Here is a 17,599-nt window from a genome sequence, read left to right on the forward strand (position 1 = left end):
CGTGACGGACGACCTGTCAACCAACGGTGGAGCCCGGCGGCCCGAGCGCGAGGTGGTGGTCGGCGTGAGCGGCGCAAGCGGCCTGATCTACGCCGTCGACCTCCTCGCCGCCACCAAGCGCGCCGGTGTCAGGAGCTCGCTCGTCGTCAGCGCGGGCGCCAAGCTCGTGGCGCCGACCGAGCTGCCCGAAGGCCTGAAGCAGTTGAAGGCGCTGGCGGACGTCGACTACAAGGACTCCGACCTCGGCGCTCCGATCGCCTCCGGGAGCCACCTCACGGCCGGCATGATCATCGCGCCGTGCAGCGCGAGCACGCTGGCCAAGGTCGCGCAAGGCCACGCCGACACGCTGATCACGCGCGCCGCCCACGTGACGCTCAAGGAGCGCAGGCCCCTCGTGCTCGTCTTGCGTGAGGCGCCTTACTCGCGGCCGATGCTCGTGAACATGCTTGCCGCGCACGACGCCGGCGCCACGGTCCTCCCGGCCGCGCCCGGCTTCTACCACAACCCGACCGACATCGGCGAGCTCATAGCCGGCGTTACGAGCCGCGCCCTCGACCTCCTCGGTGTGGCCAACGACCACGCGCCCAGGTGGCGCTCGTGGGACGAGTGACCCCCAGTGATGCGATCCGGACGACCGGGCTCGTCGCGGCCGCCGGCGGTGGCACGCGCATGGGCCTCGGGCCGAAGGCGTTCGTCAGGCTGGGCGACGCCACGCTCCTCGAGCTGGCCGTCGCCAACGTGCGCGCCGTCGTCGACGACGTCGTGGTGGCCGTGCCTCTTCCGCTCCTCGCCGAGGCCGGGCGGCTCCTCGGACCGTCCGTGAGGCTGGTGCCCGGCGGCGCCTCGCGCCAGGCCACGGTGCGCGCCATGCTCGCCGAGTCAGACGCCGACGTCGTGCTCGTCCACGACGCGGCCCGCCCGTTCCTGCCGCGCGCGGTCGGCGAGCGCGTGCTGGCCGCCGCCCGTGCTGCTGGCGCCGCCAGCGCCTGCTTGCGCGTCACCGACACGGTCGTCGACGTGGCGGACGGTCGGGCCTTGCCGCGCGACGAGCTGCGGCGCGTCCAGACGCCCCAGGCCTTCGCGCGTGAGCTCCTCGCGCGCGCGCATGCCGCCGCTGTCGCCGACGGGGTCGAGGCGACCGACGACGCCGCCCTCGTGACGCGACTCGGGGTGGCCGTAGCGTGGGTTGAGGGGAGCCAGCTCCTCCACAAGCTGACGACCCCGGAGGACTTGGAGCTGGGGCTGGCCCTGCTCGACCTGTGGCGCTCCCGGCGCGGTGGCCAGGCATGACGGAAGCCGCTCACCAGGCGGACGCGTACCTTGCGCACGCGAAGGTCAACCTCGGACTGGCCGTCATCGCCCTGCGCGGCGACGGCTACCACGAGTTGGAGACGGTCATGGCCAAGGTCGGACTGGCCGACGAGCTGCACATCGGCGTCGCGGAGGGAGCCGGCTCGGGCCGGGACGCGGTGCACCTCACCGTCGACGTCGCGCCGGGGTTACCGGGTAGCGACGCCGTCGGGCCGGCCGAGGACAACCTGGCCGTTCGGGCGGCCGAGGCCTACCTGGGGGAGCGGCGGGCGTCCGACCCGGGCGCGCCGCGCGTGGCCATCGACCTCCACCTCGCGAAACGTATCCCCGTGGCCGCCGGTCTCGGCGGCGGCTCGGCGGACGCCGGTGCCGTGCTGCGCGCACTGGCGGAGCGGCTGCCCGCCGGGGTCGACGTGCAGGCGGTCGCTCGCGCCCTCGGCTCCGACGTCCCCTTCCTGACGACCACGACCCCGGCCGCCCTCGCGCGCGGCAGGGGGGAGAGGCTCGCGGCCGTCGAGGTCCCGCGCCTTCACCTAGTCCTGGCCAACCCGGGCGGCCAGGTCAGCGCGGCCGCGGCGTACGCCAACCTCGTCGGCTTCACGCCCCGCCTGCGGTTCGAGAAGGCGCTGGCGAACCTGGCGGCCGGCGAGGAGCCCGGCTGGCCCAACGGCCTGCAACCGGGCGTGCTTCGCCTCCTGCCCGGCGTCAGGACGGTCCTGGGGGCGCTGCGGGGGGCCGGGCTGAAGGGGGTGCTGCTCTCCGGCAGCGGTCCGACGTGCTTCGGTGTGGCGCGCGACGCGGAGCACGCGCGGAGCGTGGCTGCCGACCTCGCTGAGGCCCAGCCGGACTGGTGGGTGAGGGCGGACCACACGGCCTAGGAACGAGCCGCGGCTTCGGTGTGCGGGTCACCGCCGCTACCGTTTGCGCAGGAAGCCGCGGGCGTCCTCGACGTCCTCCTGGACCAGCCAGTCCTCGCCGGCGAGCGACTCGACGTGGTGCCTGAGCTCGTGCGTCAACGTCTCCCACGCCTCGTCCTCCCAGTCGAAGTCGGGGTCCTCTTCCGCGATGGCCTCGAACGAGCCGTAGTAGAGGACGACCTGGCGTCCTAGGCCCTCGCCTGCGCCCAGGAAGTCCGGCGAGCCGGGGTCGAGGTACTCGCCCATGCGGTAGACGTCCTCGAAGTCCGGCTCCAGCCGCGCCTCGGGCAGCACGTGGACGCCGCCGAGACCCCGCATGAACTCCGCAGGGATCTCGTCGACCATCTCGGCGATGAGGGAGGTGAACCGCTCGAGCGTCACGCCGGTCGCTTACAGGGCCACGGGGGCGTTGGCGGCCGCGCTCTCGTAGGCCGCGAGGATGATCCTGACGGCCTCGCGGCCGTCGACGCCGCTGCACACCACGGGTCCGTCGCCGCGCACGGCCGCGATGAACGCCATGACGTGCCTGGTATGCGACGAGGCGCCGGTGAACTCGAAGGTCGTGACGTCCGTCTCGTCCCAGTTGGAGCCCGGCGACGCGCGGTAGGCGTGCCTGAGGTTCTGGGGGCCGTACCTGTTCGTGCACTCGAGGGCGCCCTCGGTGCCGTAGACCCAGAACCCCTCTTCCCAGCCCGTTGCCGTCCACGCCGCCTCGATGACGCCGAGCGAGCCGTCGGCGTACCGCATGCTCACGTGCGCCGTGTCCTCGACCTCGACGGGGTACTTGAGGGTCCCCAACCGGGCGTACACCTCGCTCACGGAGCCGCCGAAGAACCGGGCGAGGTCGGCGAGGTGGCAGCCGTTGTCGAGGAGCGTGCCGCCGCCCGCCGAAGCGCGCGTCCTGAACGAGGGCCGGACGCCTTGGCCGCCCCAGTCGTGGGCCTGGCGCAGGCGCACGTGGGTCACCGTGCCGACGGCACCTGCCTCGATGAGCTCGCTGGCTTTGCGGCCCGGACCGCTCGAGCGGAGCTGATGCCCGACCATGAGCACGACCCCCGCGGCGTCGCAGGCGGCGATCATCTCGTCGGCCAGCCGCAGGTCGAGGGCCATGGGCTTCTCGACCAGCACGTGCACGCCGGCCGCGGCCGCGCGCAGCGTCGCGGGGTGGTGCACGGCCGTAGGCGCGGCGATGCTCACGACGTCGAAGCCGCCCGCGGCGAACAGCTCCGCGAAATCCAGGTAGGTGCGCTCGACGCCCCAGGCGCGGGCCTTGGCGGCCAACGCCCCCGGCACGGCGTCGCAGAGGGCGACGACCTCGACTCCGGCCGCCCGGTAGCCCTCGAAGTGATTGGTCGAGATGCCGCCCGTGCCGACGATGGCCGCCCGCAGCTCGCTCACTCGCCCGCCATGCCGCTCGTCAGCCCGAGGATGTGCTCCTTGCCGGGGTTGGGCACCTGCTCGATGGCCGGGGTCTCCGGGCTGCCCCTGTCGGGGCGCCTGACCCTCGCGGCGGCGTAGGCCGCGGCGTTGGCGAGGACGCGTTGCACGTTCGCGTCGTGGTACGTGGGGTAGGTCTCGTGGCCCGGCCTGAAGTAGACGACCGTGCCGTGGCCGCGCCGCCACGTCGCGAGGCTCCTGAACACCTCACCCCCCTGGAACCAGGAGATCATCAGGAGCTCGTCGGGATCGGGAACGTCGAAGCGCTCGCCGTACATCTCCTCGCGCGGGAGCTCGAAGTAGTCGGGCACGCCCTCCAGGAGCGGGTGGCCGGGTTGCAGGCACCACAGGCGCTCCTTCTCGTCCGCCTCACGCCACTTCAAGGACGCGGTGGTGCCGAGCAGGCGCCTGAACGGCTTCGAGTAGTGGCCGGAGTGCAGTACCACCAGGCCCATGCCGGCGAGCACGGCGTCCTGCACCCTGTCGACGACGGCGTCGTCCACCAGGTCGTGGGCCTTGTGGCCCCACCAGAAGAGGACGTCGGTGGCGTCGACGACGGCCTGCGTCAGCCCGTGCTCGGGCTCGTGGAGCGTGGCGTAGCCGACGGTAGCCGTCGGGTGGGCGCGCTTCACGGCGGCGCCGACGGCCGCGTGGATCCCGTCTGGGTAGATCTCGCGCACGACGTCGCTTTCGCGCTCGTGCAAGAACTCGTTGAAGACCGTCACCCGCATGCTTGCCTTCCCTCCAGGACCTGGCCGCGCTCGTCAGTCGGTCACGGCGCCGAGCGAGGCGCTCGAGACCTGCTTCGCGTACTTGGCGAGCACGCCGCGCTCGTAGCGCGGCGGCTTGGGCGCCCACGCGGCCCGGCGCCGAGCCAGCTCCTCCTCGGCCACCTCGAGCTGGATGAGGTTGTGCTCGGAGTCGATGGTGATGGTGTCGCCTTCGTGCACGAGCGCGATCGGCCCGCCGACGGCGGCCTCGGGCGCCACGTGCCCGACGACGAAACCGTAGGTGCCGCCGGAGAAGCGCCCGTCGGTGATGAGTCCGACGGAGTCGCCGAGGCCGCGGCCGATGATGGCGCTGGTGGGGGAGAGCATCTCGCGCATGCCGGGGCCGCCCTTTGGGCCCTCGTAACGGATGACGATGATGTCGCCCGCGCGGATCTCGTCCGCGAGGATGGCCGCCAAGCACTCCTCCTCGCTCTCGAAGACGCGCGCCGGCCCGCTGATGCGGGAGTGCGACAGGCCTGTCGTCTTGGCAACGGCGCCCTCGGGGGCCAGGTTGCCGCGGAGCACGTTCAGGTGGCCGTGCTCGTAGAGCGGCTTGTGGAACGGGTGGATGACGTCCTGCCCTGCCGGCGGCTGGGACGGCACGGAGGCGAGGTTCTCGGCCACCGTCCTGCCCGTGCAGGTGATGCAGTCGCCGTGCAGGAGGCCGTTGTCGAGCAGCATGCGCATGACGAGCGGGATGCCGCCGGCGGCATGCAGGTCGGTGGCGACGTAACGACCGGACGGCTTGAGGTCGCAGAGCACCGGGGTGGTGCGCCGCAACTCCTCGAAGTCGTCGATCGTGAGGTCGACGTCCATGGCGTGGGCGGCCGCGATGAGGTGCAAGACGGCGTTGGTGCTGCCGCCGACGGCCATGACGACGCGGATGGCGTTCTCGAACGCCTCGCGCGTCATGATTCGGCGCGGCGTGATGTCCTGCTCGATCAGCGTCAGGAGCGCGCGCCCACTGTCGGCGGCGCTCTCGACCTTCTCGGCGTCGGGGGCCGCCATGGTGCTCGAGTACGGGAGGGCCATGCCCATCGCCTCGATGGCGGACGACATCGTGTTGGCCGTGTACATGCCGCCGCACGAGCCGGGCCCGGGGCAGGCGGAGCGCTCGATGGCCTGGAACGTGGGCAGGTCCATGCGACCCGCGGCGTGCGCGCCGACCGCCTCGAAGACGCTGACGATGGTGAGGTCCTTGCCGTCGTGATGGCCGGGTTTGATGGTGCCGCCGTAGACGAAGATGCTCGGGATGTCGAGACGGGCGAGCGCGATGAGCGCGCCCGGCATGTTCTTGTCGCACCCGCCGACGGCCAGCATGCCGTCCATGCTCTGGCCCCTGCCCACCGTCTCGATGCTGTCCGCGATCACCTCGCGCGAGACGAGCGAGCACTTCATGCCCTCCGTGCCCATGGAGATGCCGTCCGAGATGGTGATGGTGCCGAAGAGCTGCGGCATGCCACCGGCGGCGCGCACGGCCGCCTCGGCGGCGGTGGCCAGCTCGCCGAGGCCGGAGTTGCACGGCGTGATCGTGCTGTGACCGTTGGCGATGCCGATGATCGGCTTGTCGAAGTCGGCGTCGTGGAAGCCGACGGCCCGCAGCATGGCGCGGTTGGGCGCGCGCTGGTCGCCCTGGGTAGTCGTGGCGCTGCGGCGCCGCGTCTTGGCGGTGGTGGTCGTGGACATGGTGGGCTCCTTACGCTCGGCGCATCATATAACCGCCGCGCTCGGCGGGCTTACCCGTGAGGGCCGGGTGTAGCATGCCGGCATGGGCAGCACGAACTACTTCGAGACGTTCATAGGTGTCGCCGACGACTGCCCGGCCGAGGTCGGCACGGTGCCGCCCGAGCGTGGGGAGCAGCCGTCGGTCGCGCTGCGCACTTACCGCATGATCGCGAGCGCGCCGTACCAGCACACTTCCGACGACGTCATCTTCGGGGTGACCGCCGACAGGCAGGGCATACCGGAAGCCGAACGGCCCGCGGCAAGGGCCGCCTTCTTCGCCAAACCGCAGGCGTGCTTGCGGGCCTCGGACCTCGGCAGGCGCTACGGCTGGGGCATCCATTCGGACGAGTTGGGCCGCGTCGCCCTCTACGGCGTCGAGACCGACGAGTACCGCAGGTTGGCTGCCGGCGAGTCGCTGGCCGGCGAGGCGGGCGCGGTGACCGTCATCACCAGGGCGATGCGGTCGAAGCGCGCCCGCTAGGCGCACACGGGCGCAGGCTACGCCAGCCTGGCTATCACGGCAGCCGTGAAGGCGGCCGTGCCGCTGCTGCCGCCGAGGTCCACCGTCGGGCTCTCCAGCAGCGCCGCCTGCACGGCGCTCTCCAGGGCGTCCGCCGCCCCCGCCTCGTTCAGGCCGTGGCGCAGCAGCATCGCGGCTGAGAGCATGGTGCCGACCGGGTTGGCGATCCCCTTGCCGGCGATGTCTGGCGCGCTGCCGTGGACGGGCTCGTAGAGCCCGACGCTGCCACCGAGACTGGCCGAGGGCAGAACGCCGAGCGAGCCGGGGATCACGGCGGCCAGGTCGGAGAGGATGTCGCCGAACAGGTTGCCCATGACGAGGACGTCGAAGGCGCGCGGGTCGCGCACGACCTGCATGGCGGCGTTGTCGATGTACAGGTGATCGAGCTCGACATCAGAGAACTCGCGCCTATGCAGGTCGACCACCACGTCGCGCCAGAACTGCGAGACGTCGAGCACGTTCGCCTTGTCGACGTTCGTGACGCGGCCGCGGCGCAGGCGCGCCGTCTCGAAGGCCACGCGCGCGATGCGCTCCACCTCGTAGCGCTCGTAGACCATCGTGCTGACGCCCCGGTCGGCCTCCACGAAGGACGGCTTGCCGAAGTAGATGCCGCCCGTGAGCTCGCGGATGATGAGGAGGTCGGTGCCCCGCGCGCGCTCCTCGCGCAAGGGCGAGAGGCGTTCCAGGCCTGGGAAGACGCGCACCGGGCGCAGGTTGGCGAAGACCTGCAAGTGCTTGCGCAGCGCGAGGATGCCGGACTCGACGCGCTTCTCGCGCGGTAGCCGGTTCCAGGGGTGGTCGCCGACCGGCCCGCCGGCGGAGCCCATCAGGACCGCGTCAGAGCGCGCGGTCGCGCCGCGCGTTACCTGGGGGAGAGGTTCGCCGTGGCTCTCGATGGCGTTGCCGCCGAACGGCAGGCGTTCGAACTCGAAGGCGAGGCCGTGGCGCGGCGCCAGCGCCTCCAGCGTCTCCAACGTGGCGTCGATGACCTCGGGCCCTATGAAGTCGCCCGGTAGTACCGCGATGCGGTAGCTCATGCCCCAGCCCCTGGCACCGCGTAGCCGCGCTCGGCGGCGAGGGCCTTGACGCGCTCGACGCCCTCGAGGAGCTCGCCGATCGGGTCCCAGTAGCCGGTCAGGAGCGCCTCGCGGGCCGTGTCGCGGACGCCGGCCGGGTAGGTCTTGCCGCCGGCGCGCACTTCCTGCGCGGCTACGTCGATGACGACCTCAGCGCTCGGGTCGCGCTCGCTCAGCTCGGCCAGCTCCTTGCGGCCGGCCTCGTCGACGACGGCGCAGACGAGGCCGAGCGTCGTGCAGTTGCCGAAGAAGATCTCGGCGAACGAGCCCGCGATGATGCCCTTGAAGCCGGCGCGCATGATCGACTGCGGCGCGTGCTCGCGGCTCGAGCCGCAGCCGAAGTTGTCCCCCGTCACGATGATGGCGGCGCCCGCTCTCCGCGGGTCGTCGAGCGGGTGACCCTTGCTGTTGCCGTCGGCGTCGAAGCGCTCGTCGAAGAAGAGCCCCTCGCCCATGGTCTCGAACGTGACGGCCTTCAGGTAGCGCGCGGGGATGATGCGGTCGGTGTCGATGTCGTTGGCCATGATGGGCACGGCGGTCCCGCGGGCCTCTGTAACTGGTGTCAGCGCCATGTCAGGCAACGGCCTTCCCGGTGCCGAAGACCTCGCGGGCGTCGGACACCATGCCCGTGACGGCTGCGGCGGCGACCATCACTGGGCTCATGAGCACGGTGCGCCCGGTCGGAGACCCCTGGCGACCCTTGAAGTTGCGGTTGGAGGACGAGGCGCATAGCTGATCGCCCACGAGCTTGTCCGGGTTCATGGCGAGGCACATGCTGCAGCCGGCGTCGCGCCACTCGAAACCGGCCTCCTTGAGCACGGTGTCGATCCCGAGCTTCTCGCACTCGAGCTTCACGAGGTGCGAGCCGGGCACCGCGATGGCCTGGACGTTGGGGTGCACCTTGCGCCCCCGCATGACCCTGGCGACCTCGACGAAGTCCGTGATGCGGGCGTTCGTGCACGAGCCGAAGAACGCCACGTCGACCTTCGTCCCCTTGATGGGCGCGCCGCCCACGAGCTTCATGTGGCTGAGCGCCTCGGCCACGCCCGCCTTGTCGTGCTCCGGGGCGCCCTCCACCGTCGGCACGAGCTCGTCGATGGCGATGGCCTGGCCCGGGTTGATGCCCCAGGTCACGGTCGGCGGCACGTCGGCCGCGTCGATCACCACCACGTCGTCGTAGTGGCAGCCCGGGTCGGAGGCCAGCGCCCGCCAGCTCTCCACGGCGGCCGCCCACGCCGCGCCCTTGGGCGCGTACGGCCGGCCCTCGAGGTAGGCGAACGTGGTCGCGTCCGGGTTGACGTAGCCGCAGCGCGCGCCCCCCTCGATGGACATGTTGCATACCGTCATGCGCTCTTCCATCGTCATGGCGTCGAACGTCGTGCCGGCGTACTCGTAGGCGTAGCCGATGCCGCCCTTCACGCCTAAGGTGCGGATGATGTGGAGGATGACGTCCTTGGCGTACACGCCGGGCCGCAGCGCGCCGTTCACCTCGATGCGCCGCAGCTTCGGCTTGCTCATGGCCATCGTCTGCGTGGCGAGCACGTCGCGCACCTGCGACGTGCCGATGCCGAACGCGATGGCGCCGAACGCGCCGTGCGTGCTCGTATGCGAGTCGCCGCAGGCGATCGTCGAGCCGGGCTGGGTGATCCCCTGCTCGGGGCCGACCATGTGGACGATGCCCTGCTTGCCGCCGCCGACGTCGAAGAACGTGATGCCGTGCGCGGCGGTGTTCTTGCGCAGTTCGGCGATCATGGCCGCGGCCATGGGGTCGGCGAACGGCTCGACGCGCGTGTGGGTCGGCACGATGTGGTCGACCGTCGCGAACGTGCGCTCGGGCAGTAGGACCTCGAGGCCGAGGTCGGCGAGCATCCCGAACGCCTGCGGGCTCGTGACCTCGTGGATCAGGTGCGTATCTATGAAGAGTTGGTCCTGGCCGTTGCGCAGGCGCCCGACCGTGTGGGACTCCCAGACCTTGTCGAAGAGGCTGCTAGGTTCGCTCATGCTTCCCGTTCCTTCTATGGACCCGCTCACGTGAGAAGACCCCCGGCCGCGGGTGGGCCGGGGGTCGTGATGCGCTCGTGCTCTTACAAGGGCTCGGTCCTGCCCTTAGGTAGCCGCGGCTTCACGCCTCCCGTTCGGATAGCCACACGACCGCTCGCCACTGGACGAAGGCGAGGCGCCGTCTGGTGCGTGGGACCCTGCCGCCGGTCGTGCTGGCCGTCATGCGGCGAAGTATAAGAGCGCCGAACGCGGGCGTCAACGAGCGGAACGCCCGAGGGGCGGCGTGCCGCGCCGGGGCGTGGTCGGGGCCGGCGTTGGCCTGGCCTGCTCGGGGGCCGTCGCCCCTTGCGCCTGGCCGCCGGTGGAGACGAGGCGCTCGAACTCCTTGGCGTCCACGGCGCGCGAGGAGCCGGTCTCGAAGGAGATGGCCTTGCGCAAGTGGAGCTCGGCGAGGGAGGCGTCCATCGTGATCATGCCGATGGCGCCGCCCATCTGGATCTGGGCGGGGATCTGGTGCGTCTTGCCCTCGCGGATGAGGTTGCGCACGCCCGGCGTGGCGATGAGCAGCTCGTAAGCGAGCACGCGGCCCTCCCCGCCGGCGCGCGGGATGAGCTGCTGGGTGAGGATGGCCTGCAGGTTGTTGGCGAGCTGCACGCGCACCTGCGCCTGCTGCGCGTCCGGGAAGACGTCGATGATGCGGTCGATGGCCTCGGCGGCCGTGTTGGTGTGCAGCGTGCCGAGCACGAGGTGGCCGGTCTCGGCGGCCGTCACGGCGGCGCCGATCGTCTCGAAGTCGCGCATCTCGCCGACCAGGATGACGTCGGGGGCCTGCCTGAGCACGCTGCGCAGCGCCGCCTGGAAGTTCGCGGTGTCCTCGCCGACCTCGCGTTGGTTGACGATCGACGTCTTGTGCCGGTGGAAGAACTCGATGGGGTCCTCGATGGTGACGATGTGCTTCGAGTACTCGTCGTTGACCAGGTCGAGCATGGTGGCCAGGGTCGTCGACTTGCCCGAGCCGGTCGGGCCCGTGACGAGCACGAGGCCACGCGGCAGCCGCGCGATGTCGGCCGCCTCCTGCGGCAATCCGAGGTCGGCGAACGTGAGGACCTCTTCCGAGATCGTGCGCATGACGCCGCCGACGGAGCCGCGCTGCATGAACACGTTGACGCGGAAGCGCCCGTGGCCCGTCAGGCTGAACGAGAAGTCGAGGTCCTTGCGCTCCTCGAAGTTGCGCTGCTTCTTCTCGTCCATCAGCGCGTACATGAGGCGCCGCGTCATCGTCCCGTTGAGGACCTCGTACTCGGTCGGCCGCCACTCCCCATCGAGACGCAGCATGGGCGGGAGGCCGACCGTGAGGAGGAGGTCGGAAGCCCGCCGCTCGATGGCGAGCTTCAGTAGGTCGACGATGTCTGCCTGGATCTGGGTCGAACGGATCTGGTCTGCCATGCCTGGTCCTCTCGCGTCGCGCGCTACTCGGCCGTGCGCGCGAGCACCTCTTCCAGGGTCGTGATGCCCTGGAAGGCCTTGTTGATGCCGTCGTCGCGCAGCGTCTTCATGCCGCGCTTGACCGCCAGGTCGCGCAGCTCGATGGAGGACGCCTCCTGGACGATGGCCTTCTCGATCTCCTCGTCGACCACGAGCAGCTCGTGGATGGCGTAGCGACCGTTGTAGCCGCTGCCGCCGCACTTCTCGCAGCCGACGCCGCGGTAGAGCGACTTGCCCGCCATCTCCTTCTCGGAGATGCCGAGGCGCCGCAGCACGTCGGGGTCGGGGCTCGAGGCGACCTTGCACTCGCGGCACACGCGCCGGACGAGGCGCTGGGCGAGGACGCCGATGAGGGACGCCGAGACGTTGAACGGCTCGATGCCCATCTCCTGCAGGCGCGTGATGGCGCCGGCCGAGTCGTTCGTGTGCAAGGTGGCGATCAGGAGGTGGCCGGTCAGGGCGGCTTCCATCGAGATCTTCGCGGTCTCGTGGTCGCGGATCTCACCGACCATGATGATGTCGGGGTCCTGCCGGAGGAACGAGCGGAGGGCGCGCGCGAAGTCGAGGCCCGCCTTGGCGTTCACCTGCGTCTGGTTGATGCCGGGGATCTCGTACTCGACCGGGTCCTCGATGGTCGTGACGTTGACCTCGGGCGTCGCGAGGCGCTTGAGGATGGAGAAGGTGGTGAACGACTTGCCCGAGCCGGTCGGGCCCGTGATCAGGAACATGCCGTACGGCTTCTGGATCACGTCCGTGAAGCGCTGGTAGTTGTAGTCGGCGAAGCCGAGCTGCTCGATCTCGGGGATGTCGGACGCCTTGCGCAGGATGCGCATCACCGACTTCTCGCCGTACACGGTCGGGAGCGTGGAGAGGCGGAGGTCGACCTCCAGGTTGCGGTCCTTGAAGCGCACGCGGCCGTCCTGGGGCAGGCGCCGCTCGGCGATGTTGAGACCGCCCATGATCTTGATGCGCGAGGCGAGCGCGGGGGCCGTCACCTTCGGCATGGTCATGTACTCGCGCAAGGTGCCGTCCTTGCGGACGCGCACGATGACCTTGTCGGGTCGCGGCTCGATGTGGATGTCGGAGATGTCGTTGAGGACGGACTCGCGGATGATGTTGTTGACGACCTTGACGAGCGCGTTGTCGTCGATGGCGCTCGTGTCGTCCTCTTCGGAGCTGGAGGAGACCCCGACCTCCTCGACCACCGCCTTGGCGAGCTCCTCCATGTCTGCGCCCTCGCGGTAGAAGCGGTTGAGCATCCGCGTGAGCGACTCTTCCGTCGCCACCGCCGGGCGGATCTCGCGGCCCGTTATCAGGTGGATGTCGTCGAGCGCGAAGACGTGGCGCGGGTCCTTCATCGCGACGACGAGGACGTCGCCCTCCAGGCGCACGGGCATGGCGGCGTAGCGCCGCGCCGTCGGCTCGGGCACCAGGCTGACCGCGTACGGGTCGATGCGCGTGTTGTCCTCGATGAACTCGAAGCCGAGCTGCATGGCGAGGCTGCGCGCCAGCATGTCCGGGCTGATCTTGCCGGACTGCACGAGCGTGTCCTCGAGCCGGCCGCCGCCGGAGCGCTGCTTGTTTAGCGCCTCCTCGACGTCCGATTGCGTGACGTAGCCGAGGTCGACGAGGATCTCGCCCAGGGGCTTGATCCGGCCGAGCTTCGCCTGCTCCTCCAACGCTCTACGGAGCTGCTCGCGCTTCAGGCGCTTGCTCTGCAGCAGCGTCTCGCCGAGCCGGCCCTGGTCCTGGGCGTACATCTCGTCGATGCGCGCCGTGACGGCGGGCCCCGTGGCGGCCACGAAGGTGACGTCGCCCGAGACGATCGACTCGATGTCCGCCATGCGCCGAGGGTCGGAGATGGCGACGACGAGTGTGCTGCCTTCGAACTTGTACGGCACGGCGGAGAACTGGACGGCGTCGAGGCGCAGGAGCTTGGTGGCCAGGCGCTCGTCCGGCGGCTCGCCCGCGAGGTCCGCCACGAACGGGATGCCGTGCTGCTCGGCCAACAGGGCGGTGAGGTGCTCCTCGCTCAGGTGCCCGCGGCTCACCAGGATGCGCCCAAGGAGACCGCCGGTCCGCTGCTGCTCCTCGATGGCCTCGGCTAGTTGCGCGGCGGTCAGGAAGCCGCCGTTGACGGCGAGGTTGCCGAGCCGCATGGCGGGGTCGACCTCGATGTCCACCGGCGGCTCGAGCCCCAGCTCCGGGTAGTAGGTCGCTAGCGCCCAGAGCATCTCCTTCTGCAGCGCGAGGTAGGGCTCGACCAGGCAGCTGGACGCGTCCTCGACCTCCTCGATCGCCAAGGCGTCGAGCGGATCGACGAACGCGACCCGCAGACGGTCCTGGTCGACGGCGAACGGGATGGCGCGCAGGTCGTTGGCGAGGTCGGCGGGGACCTTGGCCAGCGCGTCGGCCATGACGTCGACACGCGGCAGGTGCACGAGGGGGATGCCGATCGACTCCTCGACGGCGCGCGCTATGCGCTGCTCCGACAAGACCCCGAGGTTGACCAGGATGTCGGCCAACCGGCCACCCACTTCGCCGTGCCGGCTGATGGCTTGTTGCAACGCGTCGTCGGTGACGTAACCGCGCTCGAGGAGCACGGCCCCGAGCCTCTTGTCACCGATCGAGAGTACTGCCACGGTCATCTCTCCCTGAGCACCCATCTTTCCAGTAACCGCGCCAGGCGCGTATGAGGAAGCTTACCCGGCGACAACGGCGTCACCAGGACGGCGGTGAGACCGGCACGCTTGGCGCCGAGGACGTCGGTGAACAGCTGGTCACCGAGCATCGCCACGCGCTCGCGCGGCAACTCGCCGAGGAGCCGCAACCCCCGCCTGAACGCGTGGGCGAAGGGTTTGCCCGCCATGGCGACGGCCGGCACGCCGGCCTTGGCCGCGACGGCCGCCACCCTGTCCTTGTCACCGTTCGAGAGGATCGCCACTCTCACTCCTGCCGCTAGCAGGCTGCCGAACCAGGCGTAGACGTCTTCGTCGACCCGTTCGGCGCGCGCGGCGAGCAAGGTGTCGTCGAGGTCCACCAGCAGTCCTGCCAGGCCACGCGCTGCCAGCCACTGCGGCGTCACCTCATGCACCGAGGCGACACGGGCGTCCGGTTGGAGCACTCGGGGAGCCTAGCATGCGCAAGGTGAGGCGGCGAGAGTAAGAACTCACGTGTGCCAGGCGTGGCTAGGCCCTGGCGCATGTCCGCGCCTCAGGAGCCCGTAACGTACTCCAGCGCCGCCTCGAGCGTGGCCATGAACGCCTCGGGATCGTCCAGCCACGGGTAGTGGCCCGTCGGGAGTCCGCTGTACAGCGCGCCCGGCAGGCCCTCGAGCGCGGCCTCGACCTGCTCGGGGTACGCCGTGCCGTCGAGCTCCCCGGCGATGACGACGACGCGCTTGCCGCTCGCTGCCAGCTCCCGCAGGGCCGAGAGCGCCTCGCGCTCCCAGACGGTGTCGGCCTCGTCCTCCTCCTGCGGCCCCGAGAGCGCCTCGGCGTCGACGTGCTCCAGGTGGAGGCGGGCGGCCTGGTTCGGAAACTGCAGCGTGTCGAAGAGGACCTTCGGGTTCAGCAGCCGGAACGCGGCGTCAGCGGCGTCGGCGCCGCTCGCGAACGGTTCGGCGGGAGCGTCGTCCCCCTCCAGGCCGTCTCCCGCGTCGATGTGGGCGGCGTCGCGCGGCGTCGCGGCGGCGGTGGCCGTGCTTAGGAGGCGCTCCGCCAACATGGGCAGCGAGAGCCAGGGGTTGACGAGCACGAGGCCCGTGACGCGCTCAGGCGCCGCCAACGCCGCGGTGACCGCCACGAGCGCACCGAACCCGTGCCCCAGGAGGGCGGCGCTGCCCAGGCCGAGGGCGTCGAGCACCACGGGCACGTCGGCGGCGAGGGCGTCCGGGTCGGCGCCGCGGCCGTCGTCGGAGAACGACCGCCCACCGCCGCGCATGTCGGCGTAGACGACCAGCCAGCGCGCGAGGTCGTCGCCGACGAGCTCGCGGAACGAGTGCGCGCTGTAGCCGGGACCGCCGTGCAGGTAGTAGACGACGGGGGCGGAGGCCGGTCCGACGAGCTCGACGTAGAGCTCGGCGCCGGGGGCCTCCACGCGCTCGCTCAGGTCCCGGTAGTCGGGCGGCTCCATGGGGCGCCCGCTCACGCTTCCGTCCCGCTGGGGGCGGCCGGCGGCGGCGGCTCGGGGTCGCTACGTCCGCGGGCGGCCCGCGCCGCGGCGAAGCCGAAGCATCGCTCTGCGTTGGCGTCGAGCTGGCGTTCCAGCGCTTCCGGGTCGGCGCCGAGCACGTCCGCGAGCGCGGCCGCCGTCAGGCGCACGTTGGCTGGCGAGTTCGGCTTCCCGCGTAGCGGCATGGGGGAGAGGTAGGGGCTGTCGGTCTCGACGAGCAGGCGCTCGACGGGCACGCGCGCGGCCGCGGCGCGGATATCGGCGGCGCTCTTGTAGGTGAGGTTGCCGGCGAACGACACGTACCAGCCGGCCGCCAGCCCGGCCGCCAGCAGCTCCGGATGGCCGGAGAAGCAGTGCAGCACGCCGTTGCCGTAGCCGCCCCCAGCGATGGCCGCCGCGGCCGCGAGGGCCGCCTCCTCGCGTCCCTGCTTGTCGCGCACGTGCAGGACGAGGGGCTTGCCGAGCGCCCTGGCCAGGCCCAGCTGCCAGTCGAAGGCGAACCGTTGCGCCTCGGGCGACTCGTCGTCCCAGTACCGGTCGAAGCCGGTCTCGCCGATGGCCACGACGAGGGGGTCGCCGGCGAGGTCTGTGATGGCGGCCCTGGTCGCGGCGTCGGCCGCGCGGCTCGCGTCGTTGGGGTGGACGCCGACGGCGGCGTAGACGTTCGGGTGCGCGCGCGCCGCGGCGATGGCCAACCGGCTGCGCTCCACGTCCGTGCCCACGGTCACCATGGCGACGAGGCCGGGATCCACGGCGGCTTCCGGGTCGGCGCAGCGGTCGAGGTGGCAATGACTGTCGGTCACGCGCTCACTCTACCGCCGGTCCGGTTCTCGGGCCGGTGGCGGGCAACAGCGCGGCGCACCCCGCGCCAGTAACGTGCCACACGCGGCTAGCGCATGTGGAGCGTGTGAGACTTCTGTAATAGGACCGTTGCTACCTTCACCTCACTTGACCGGGGAGGGTCTCGGCGAGACAGGGGATCTCAAGCCGGACCCGGCGAGCAAAGAATCGGCAGGCTCGAGGAAGGCAGGTAAGCAAGATGGTTCACCAGTTCGCTCGCGGGAACGACGACGTACGGTACCTGAGCAACGAGGAGTTGAGCGAGATCATCTCCAAGTGCGAGGACGCGATCCAGGACGGCAGCGCCGAAGTCGAGGACTACGAGGCGTTCGTCGTATGCCAGAAGGAGCTCGCCCGCCGTACCTGGGCGTGAGCCGTACCACGGCCGCGGCGCCCAGGAGCCCGGTTCCTCACATCCCAACGCCATGAAGCGCGCGTAGCATGACGTATGCTCACGCGCGCTTCTACGTGTGGCCACGGCCGTGCCGTGGCTCGTGCCTCCGTTCGCGCCGCGACCCATGCCCAGCCTCAGCCGAGCGAGCGCGCCGGGGCGCTACCCCCGACGAGTCCCAGGCGCGGCGCGATCGCGAGCAAGGCTGGTCGGTACCTGCCCCTCGTCGCCCTGGTGGTCCTGTTCGCGGGCTGCACGCCGGCCGTGATGCGCTCGGAATCGCGCGCGCCCGCGGCGGCCACGACGACCGCCGCGCGCGCCGCCACCGGCGCGGCAGCCGCCGGTGCGCAGACGGGCGTCGCCTCGTGGTACGGCCCGGGCTTCGCCGGCCGCCGCACCGCGAACGGCGAGGTGTTCGACCCGAGCCAGCTCACCGCGGCCCACCGCGAGCTCCCCTTCAACACGCTCGTCAGGGTCGTCAACGAGACGAACGGCAAGAGCGTCGTCGTGCGCATCAACGACAGGGGACCCTTCAAGGGTGGGCGAGTGATCGACCTATCGCGCGCGGGCGCCGAGGCGATCGACATGATCGGTTCCGGCGTGGCGCGGGTGCGCTTGGAGGTCTTGAGCCTGCCCGCCGGCGTCGTCAGGGTCGGCACGCTGAGCAGCCTGCGGGGCTTCGAGGTCGCATCGCGCGACCATGTCGCCGGCACGCTGCTCGCGCTCACGCCGGTCCAAGGCGGCGAGCCCGTGGTCGTCAGGGTGGTGGCAGCCGAGTTCCCCACGGACACCCCGGCCGATCTCCTGGTGGGCCTTGAGCTGTACGCGAGCGTCGGTTCCGAGGCGCGCGTGGTGGGCGACTGAGCCCAAGCGACCCGGGTGCCTGAGGGACGCGTGGCCTCGTCCGGCGCGATCGGACGAGGCCACGCGTCCCTAGGCGCTCAGAGCGTTAC

Annotated in this window: 18 protein-coding genes; 6 read left to right on the forward strand and 12 right to left on the reverse strand. The window is 71.1% G+C overall.

The features are described 5' to 3' along the window. Position 1 precedes the first annotated feature (1 nt). Genes M9914_08000 through M9914_08010 form a run of 3 tightly spaced genes read left to right on the forward strand, consistent with a single transcriptional unit; the run spans position 2 to position 2,189 of the window. A complete protein-coding gene (locus M9914_08000; GenBank protein MCO5174120.1) occupies positions 2 to 610 on the forward strand; it encodes a UbiX family flavin prenyltransferase in 609 nt (202 codons plus the stop codon). Continuing rightward, entirely contained in the window at positions 598 to 1,290 is a 693-nt protein-coding gene (locus tag M9914_08005) for a 2-C-methyl-D-erythritol 4-phosphate cytidylyltransferase (protein ID MCO5174121.1), read from the forward strand. Before M9914_08000 ends, M9914_08005 begins: the two co-directional genes overlap by 13 nt. Further along, positions 1,287 to 2,189 (forward strand): hypothetical protein, encoded by a 903-nt coding sequence (locus M9914_08010; protein MCO5174122.1) that lies wholly within the window; start codon positions 1,287 to 1,289, stop codon positions 2,187 to 2,189. The genes M9914_08005 and M9914_08010 overlap by 4 nt, the downstream gene beginning before the upstream one ends. 36 nt (positions 2,190 to 2,225) lie before the next feature. On the opposite strand, the gene M9914_08015 is transcribed toward M9914_08010, so the two are convergent. The 4 genes from M9914_08015 to ilvD are packed head-to-tail and all read right to left on the reverse strand — an operon-like array spanning position 2,226 to position 6,121. After that, positions 2,226 to 2,609 (reverse strand): metallopeptidase family protein, encoded by a 384-nt coding sequence (locus tag M9914_08015; GenBank protein MCO5174123.1) that lies wholly within the window; start codon positions 2,607 to 2,609, stop codon positions 2,226 to 2,228. Between the two features lie 9 nt (positions 2,610 to 2,618). Next, positions 2,619 to 3,626: a Gfo/Idh/MocA family oxidoreductase gene (locus M9914_08020; protein MCO5174124.1), complete on the reverse strand. Its 1,008-nt coding sequence runs from the start codon at positions 3,624 to 3,626 to the stop codon at positions 2,619 to 2,621. After that, positions 3,623 to 4,396 carry a ThuA domain-containing protein gene (locus tag M9914_08025; GenBank protein ID MCO5174125.1) on the reverse strand — a complete coding sequence of 258 codons (774 nt, stop codon included), beginning with the start codon at positions 4,394 to 4,396 and terminating at the stop codon, positions 3,623 to 3,625. The genes M9914_08020 and M9914_08025 overlap by 4 nt, the downstream gene beginning before the upstream one ends. A 33-nt stretch (positions 4,397 to 4,429) precedes the next feature. Continuing rightward, on the reverse strand, positions 4,430 to 6,121 hold the full coding sequence (ilvD, locus tag M9914_08030) for a dihydroxy-acid dehydratase (GenBank protein ID MCO5174126.1): 1,692 nt from the start codon (positions 6,119 to 6,121) through the stop codon (positions 4,430 to 4,432). A gap of 82 nt (positions 6,122 to 6,203) precedes the next feature. Between ilvD and M9914_08035 the strand changes: the two genes are divergently transcribed. Then, complete coding sequence (locus M9914_08035; GenBank protein ID MCO5174127.1) at positions 6,204 to 6,641, forward strand: DUF6157 family protein; 438 nt, start codon at positions 6,204 to 6,206, stop codon at positions 6,639 to 6,641. Positions 6,642 to 6,658: 17 nt separating this feature from the next. On the opposite strand, the gene leuB is transcribed toward M9914_08035, so the two are convergent. From leuB to M9914_08075, 8 genes are all read right to left on the reverse strand, one after another. Beyond that, positions 6,659 to 7,717 carry a 3-isopropylmalate dehydrogenase gene (gene leuB, locus M9914_08040; protein ID MCO5174128.1) on the reverse strand — a complete coding sequence of 353 codons (1,059 nt, stop codon included), beginning with the start codon at positions 7,715 to 7,717 and terminating at the stop codon, positions 6,659 to 6,661. Beyond that, positions 7,714 to 8,328, reverse strand: coding sequence for a 3-isopropylmalate dehydratase small subunit (gene leuD / locus M9914_08045; GenBank protein ID MCO5174129.1), 615 nt, complete (start codon positions 8,326 to 8,328; stop codon positions 7,714 to 7,716). The genes leuB and leuD overlap by 4 nt, the downstream gene beginning before the upstream one ends. A gap of 1 nt (position 8,329) precedes the next feature. Continuing rightward, positions 8,330 to 9,757 (reverse strand): 3-isopropylmalate dehydratase large subunit, encoded by a 1,428-nt coding sequence (leuC, locus tag M9914_08050; protein MCO5174130.1) that lies wholly within the window; start codon positions 9,755 to 9,757, stop codon positions 8,330 to 8,332. Between the two features lie 255 nt (positions 9,758 to 10,012). Then, on the reverse strand, positions 10,013 to 11,203 hold the full coding sequence (locus M9914_08055; protein MCO5174131.1) for a type IV pilus twitching motility protein PilT: 1,191 nt from the start codon (positions 11,201 to 11,203) through the stop codon (positions 10,013 to 10,015). Positions 11,204 to 11,226: 23 nt separating this feature from the next. Further along, entirely contained in the window at positions 11,227 to 13,884 is a 2,658-nt protein-coding gene (tadA, locus tag M9914_08060) for a Flp pilus assembly complex ATPase component TadA (GenBank protein MCO5174132.1), read from the reverse strand. 2 nt (positions 13,885 to 13,886) lie between these two features. Beyond that, positions 13,887 to 14,366, reverse strand: a complete 480-nt coding sequence (locus tag M9914_08065; GenBank protein MCO5174133.1) for a YqeG family HAD IIIA-type phosphatase — start codon at positions 14,364 to 14,366, stop codon at positions 13,887 to 13,889. Between the two features lie 89 nt (positions 14,367 to 14,455). Then, on the reverse strand, positions 14,456 to 15,391 hold the full coding sequence (locus M9914_08070) for an alpha/beta hydrolase (GenBank protein MCO5174134.1): 936 nt from the start codon (positions 15,389 to 15,391) through the stop codon (positions 14,456 to 14,458). Then, a complete protein-coding gene (locus M9914_08075) occupies positions 15,388 to 16,218 on the reverse strand; it encodes a TatD family hydrolase (GenBank protein MCO5174135.1) in 831 nt (276 codons plus the stop codon). Before M9914_08075 ends, M9914_08070 begins: the two co-directional genes overlap by 4 nt. A 236-nt stretch (positions 16,219 to 16,454) precedes the next feature. Here M9914_08075 and M9914_08080 point away from each other — a divergent pair, with 236 nt between their 5' ends. Both M9914_08080 and M9914_08085 read left to right on the forward strand, forming a co-directional pair. Next, positions 16,455 to 16,628 carry a hypothetical protein gene (locus M9914_08080; GenBank protein ID MCO5174136.1) on the forward strand — a complete coding sequence of 58 codons (174 nt, stop codon included), beginning with the start codon at positions 16,455 to 16,457 and terminating at the stop codon, positions 16,626 to 16,628. Positions 16,629 to 16,742: 114 nt separating this feature from the next. Beyond that, positions 16,743 to 17,510: a septal ring lytic transglycosylase RlpA family protein gene (locus M9914_08085; protein ID MCO5174137.1), complete on the forward strand. Its 768-nt coding sequence runs from the start codon at positions 16,743 to 16,745 to the stop codon at positions 17,508 to 17,510. The last annotated feature ends 89 nt before the right edge of the window (positions 17,511 to 17,599 follow it).

Source organism: Trueperaceae bacterium (assembly GCA_023954415.1).
Classification (GTDB): Bacteria; Deinococcota; Deinococci; order Deinococcales; family Trueperaceae; genus JAAYYF01.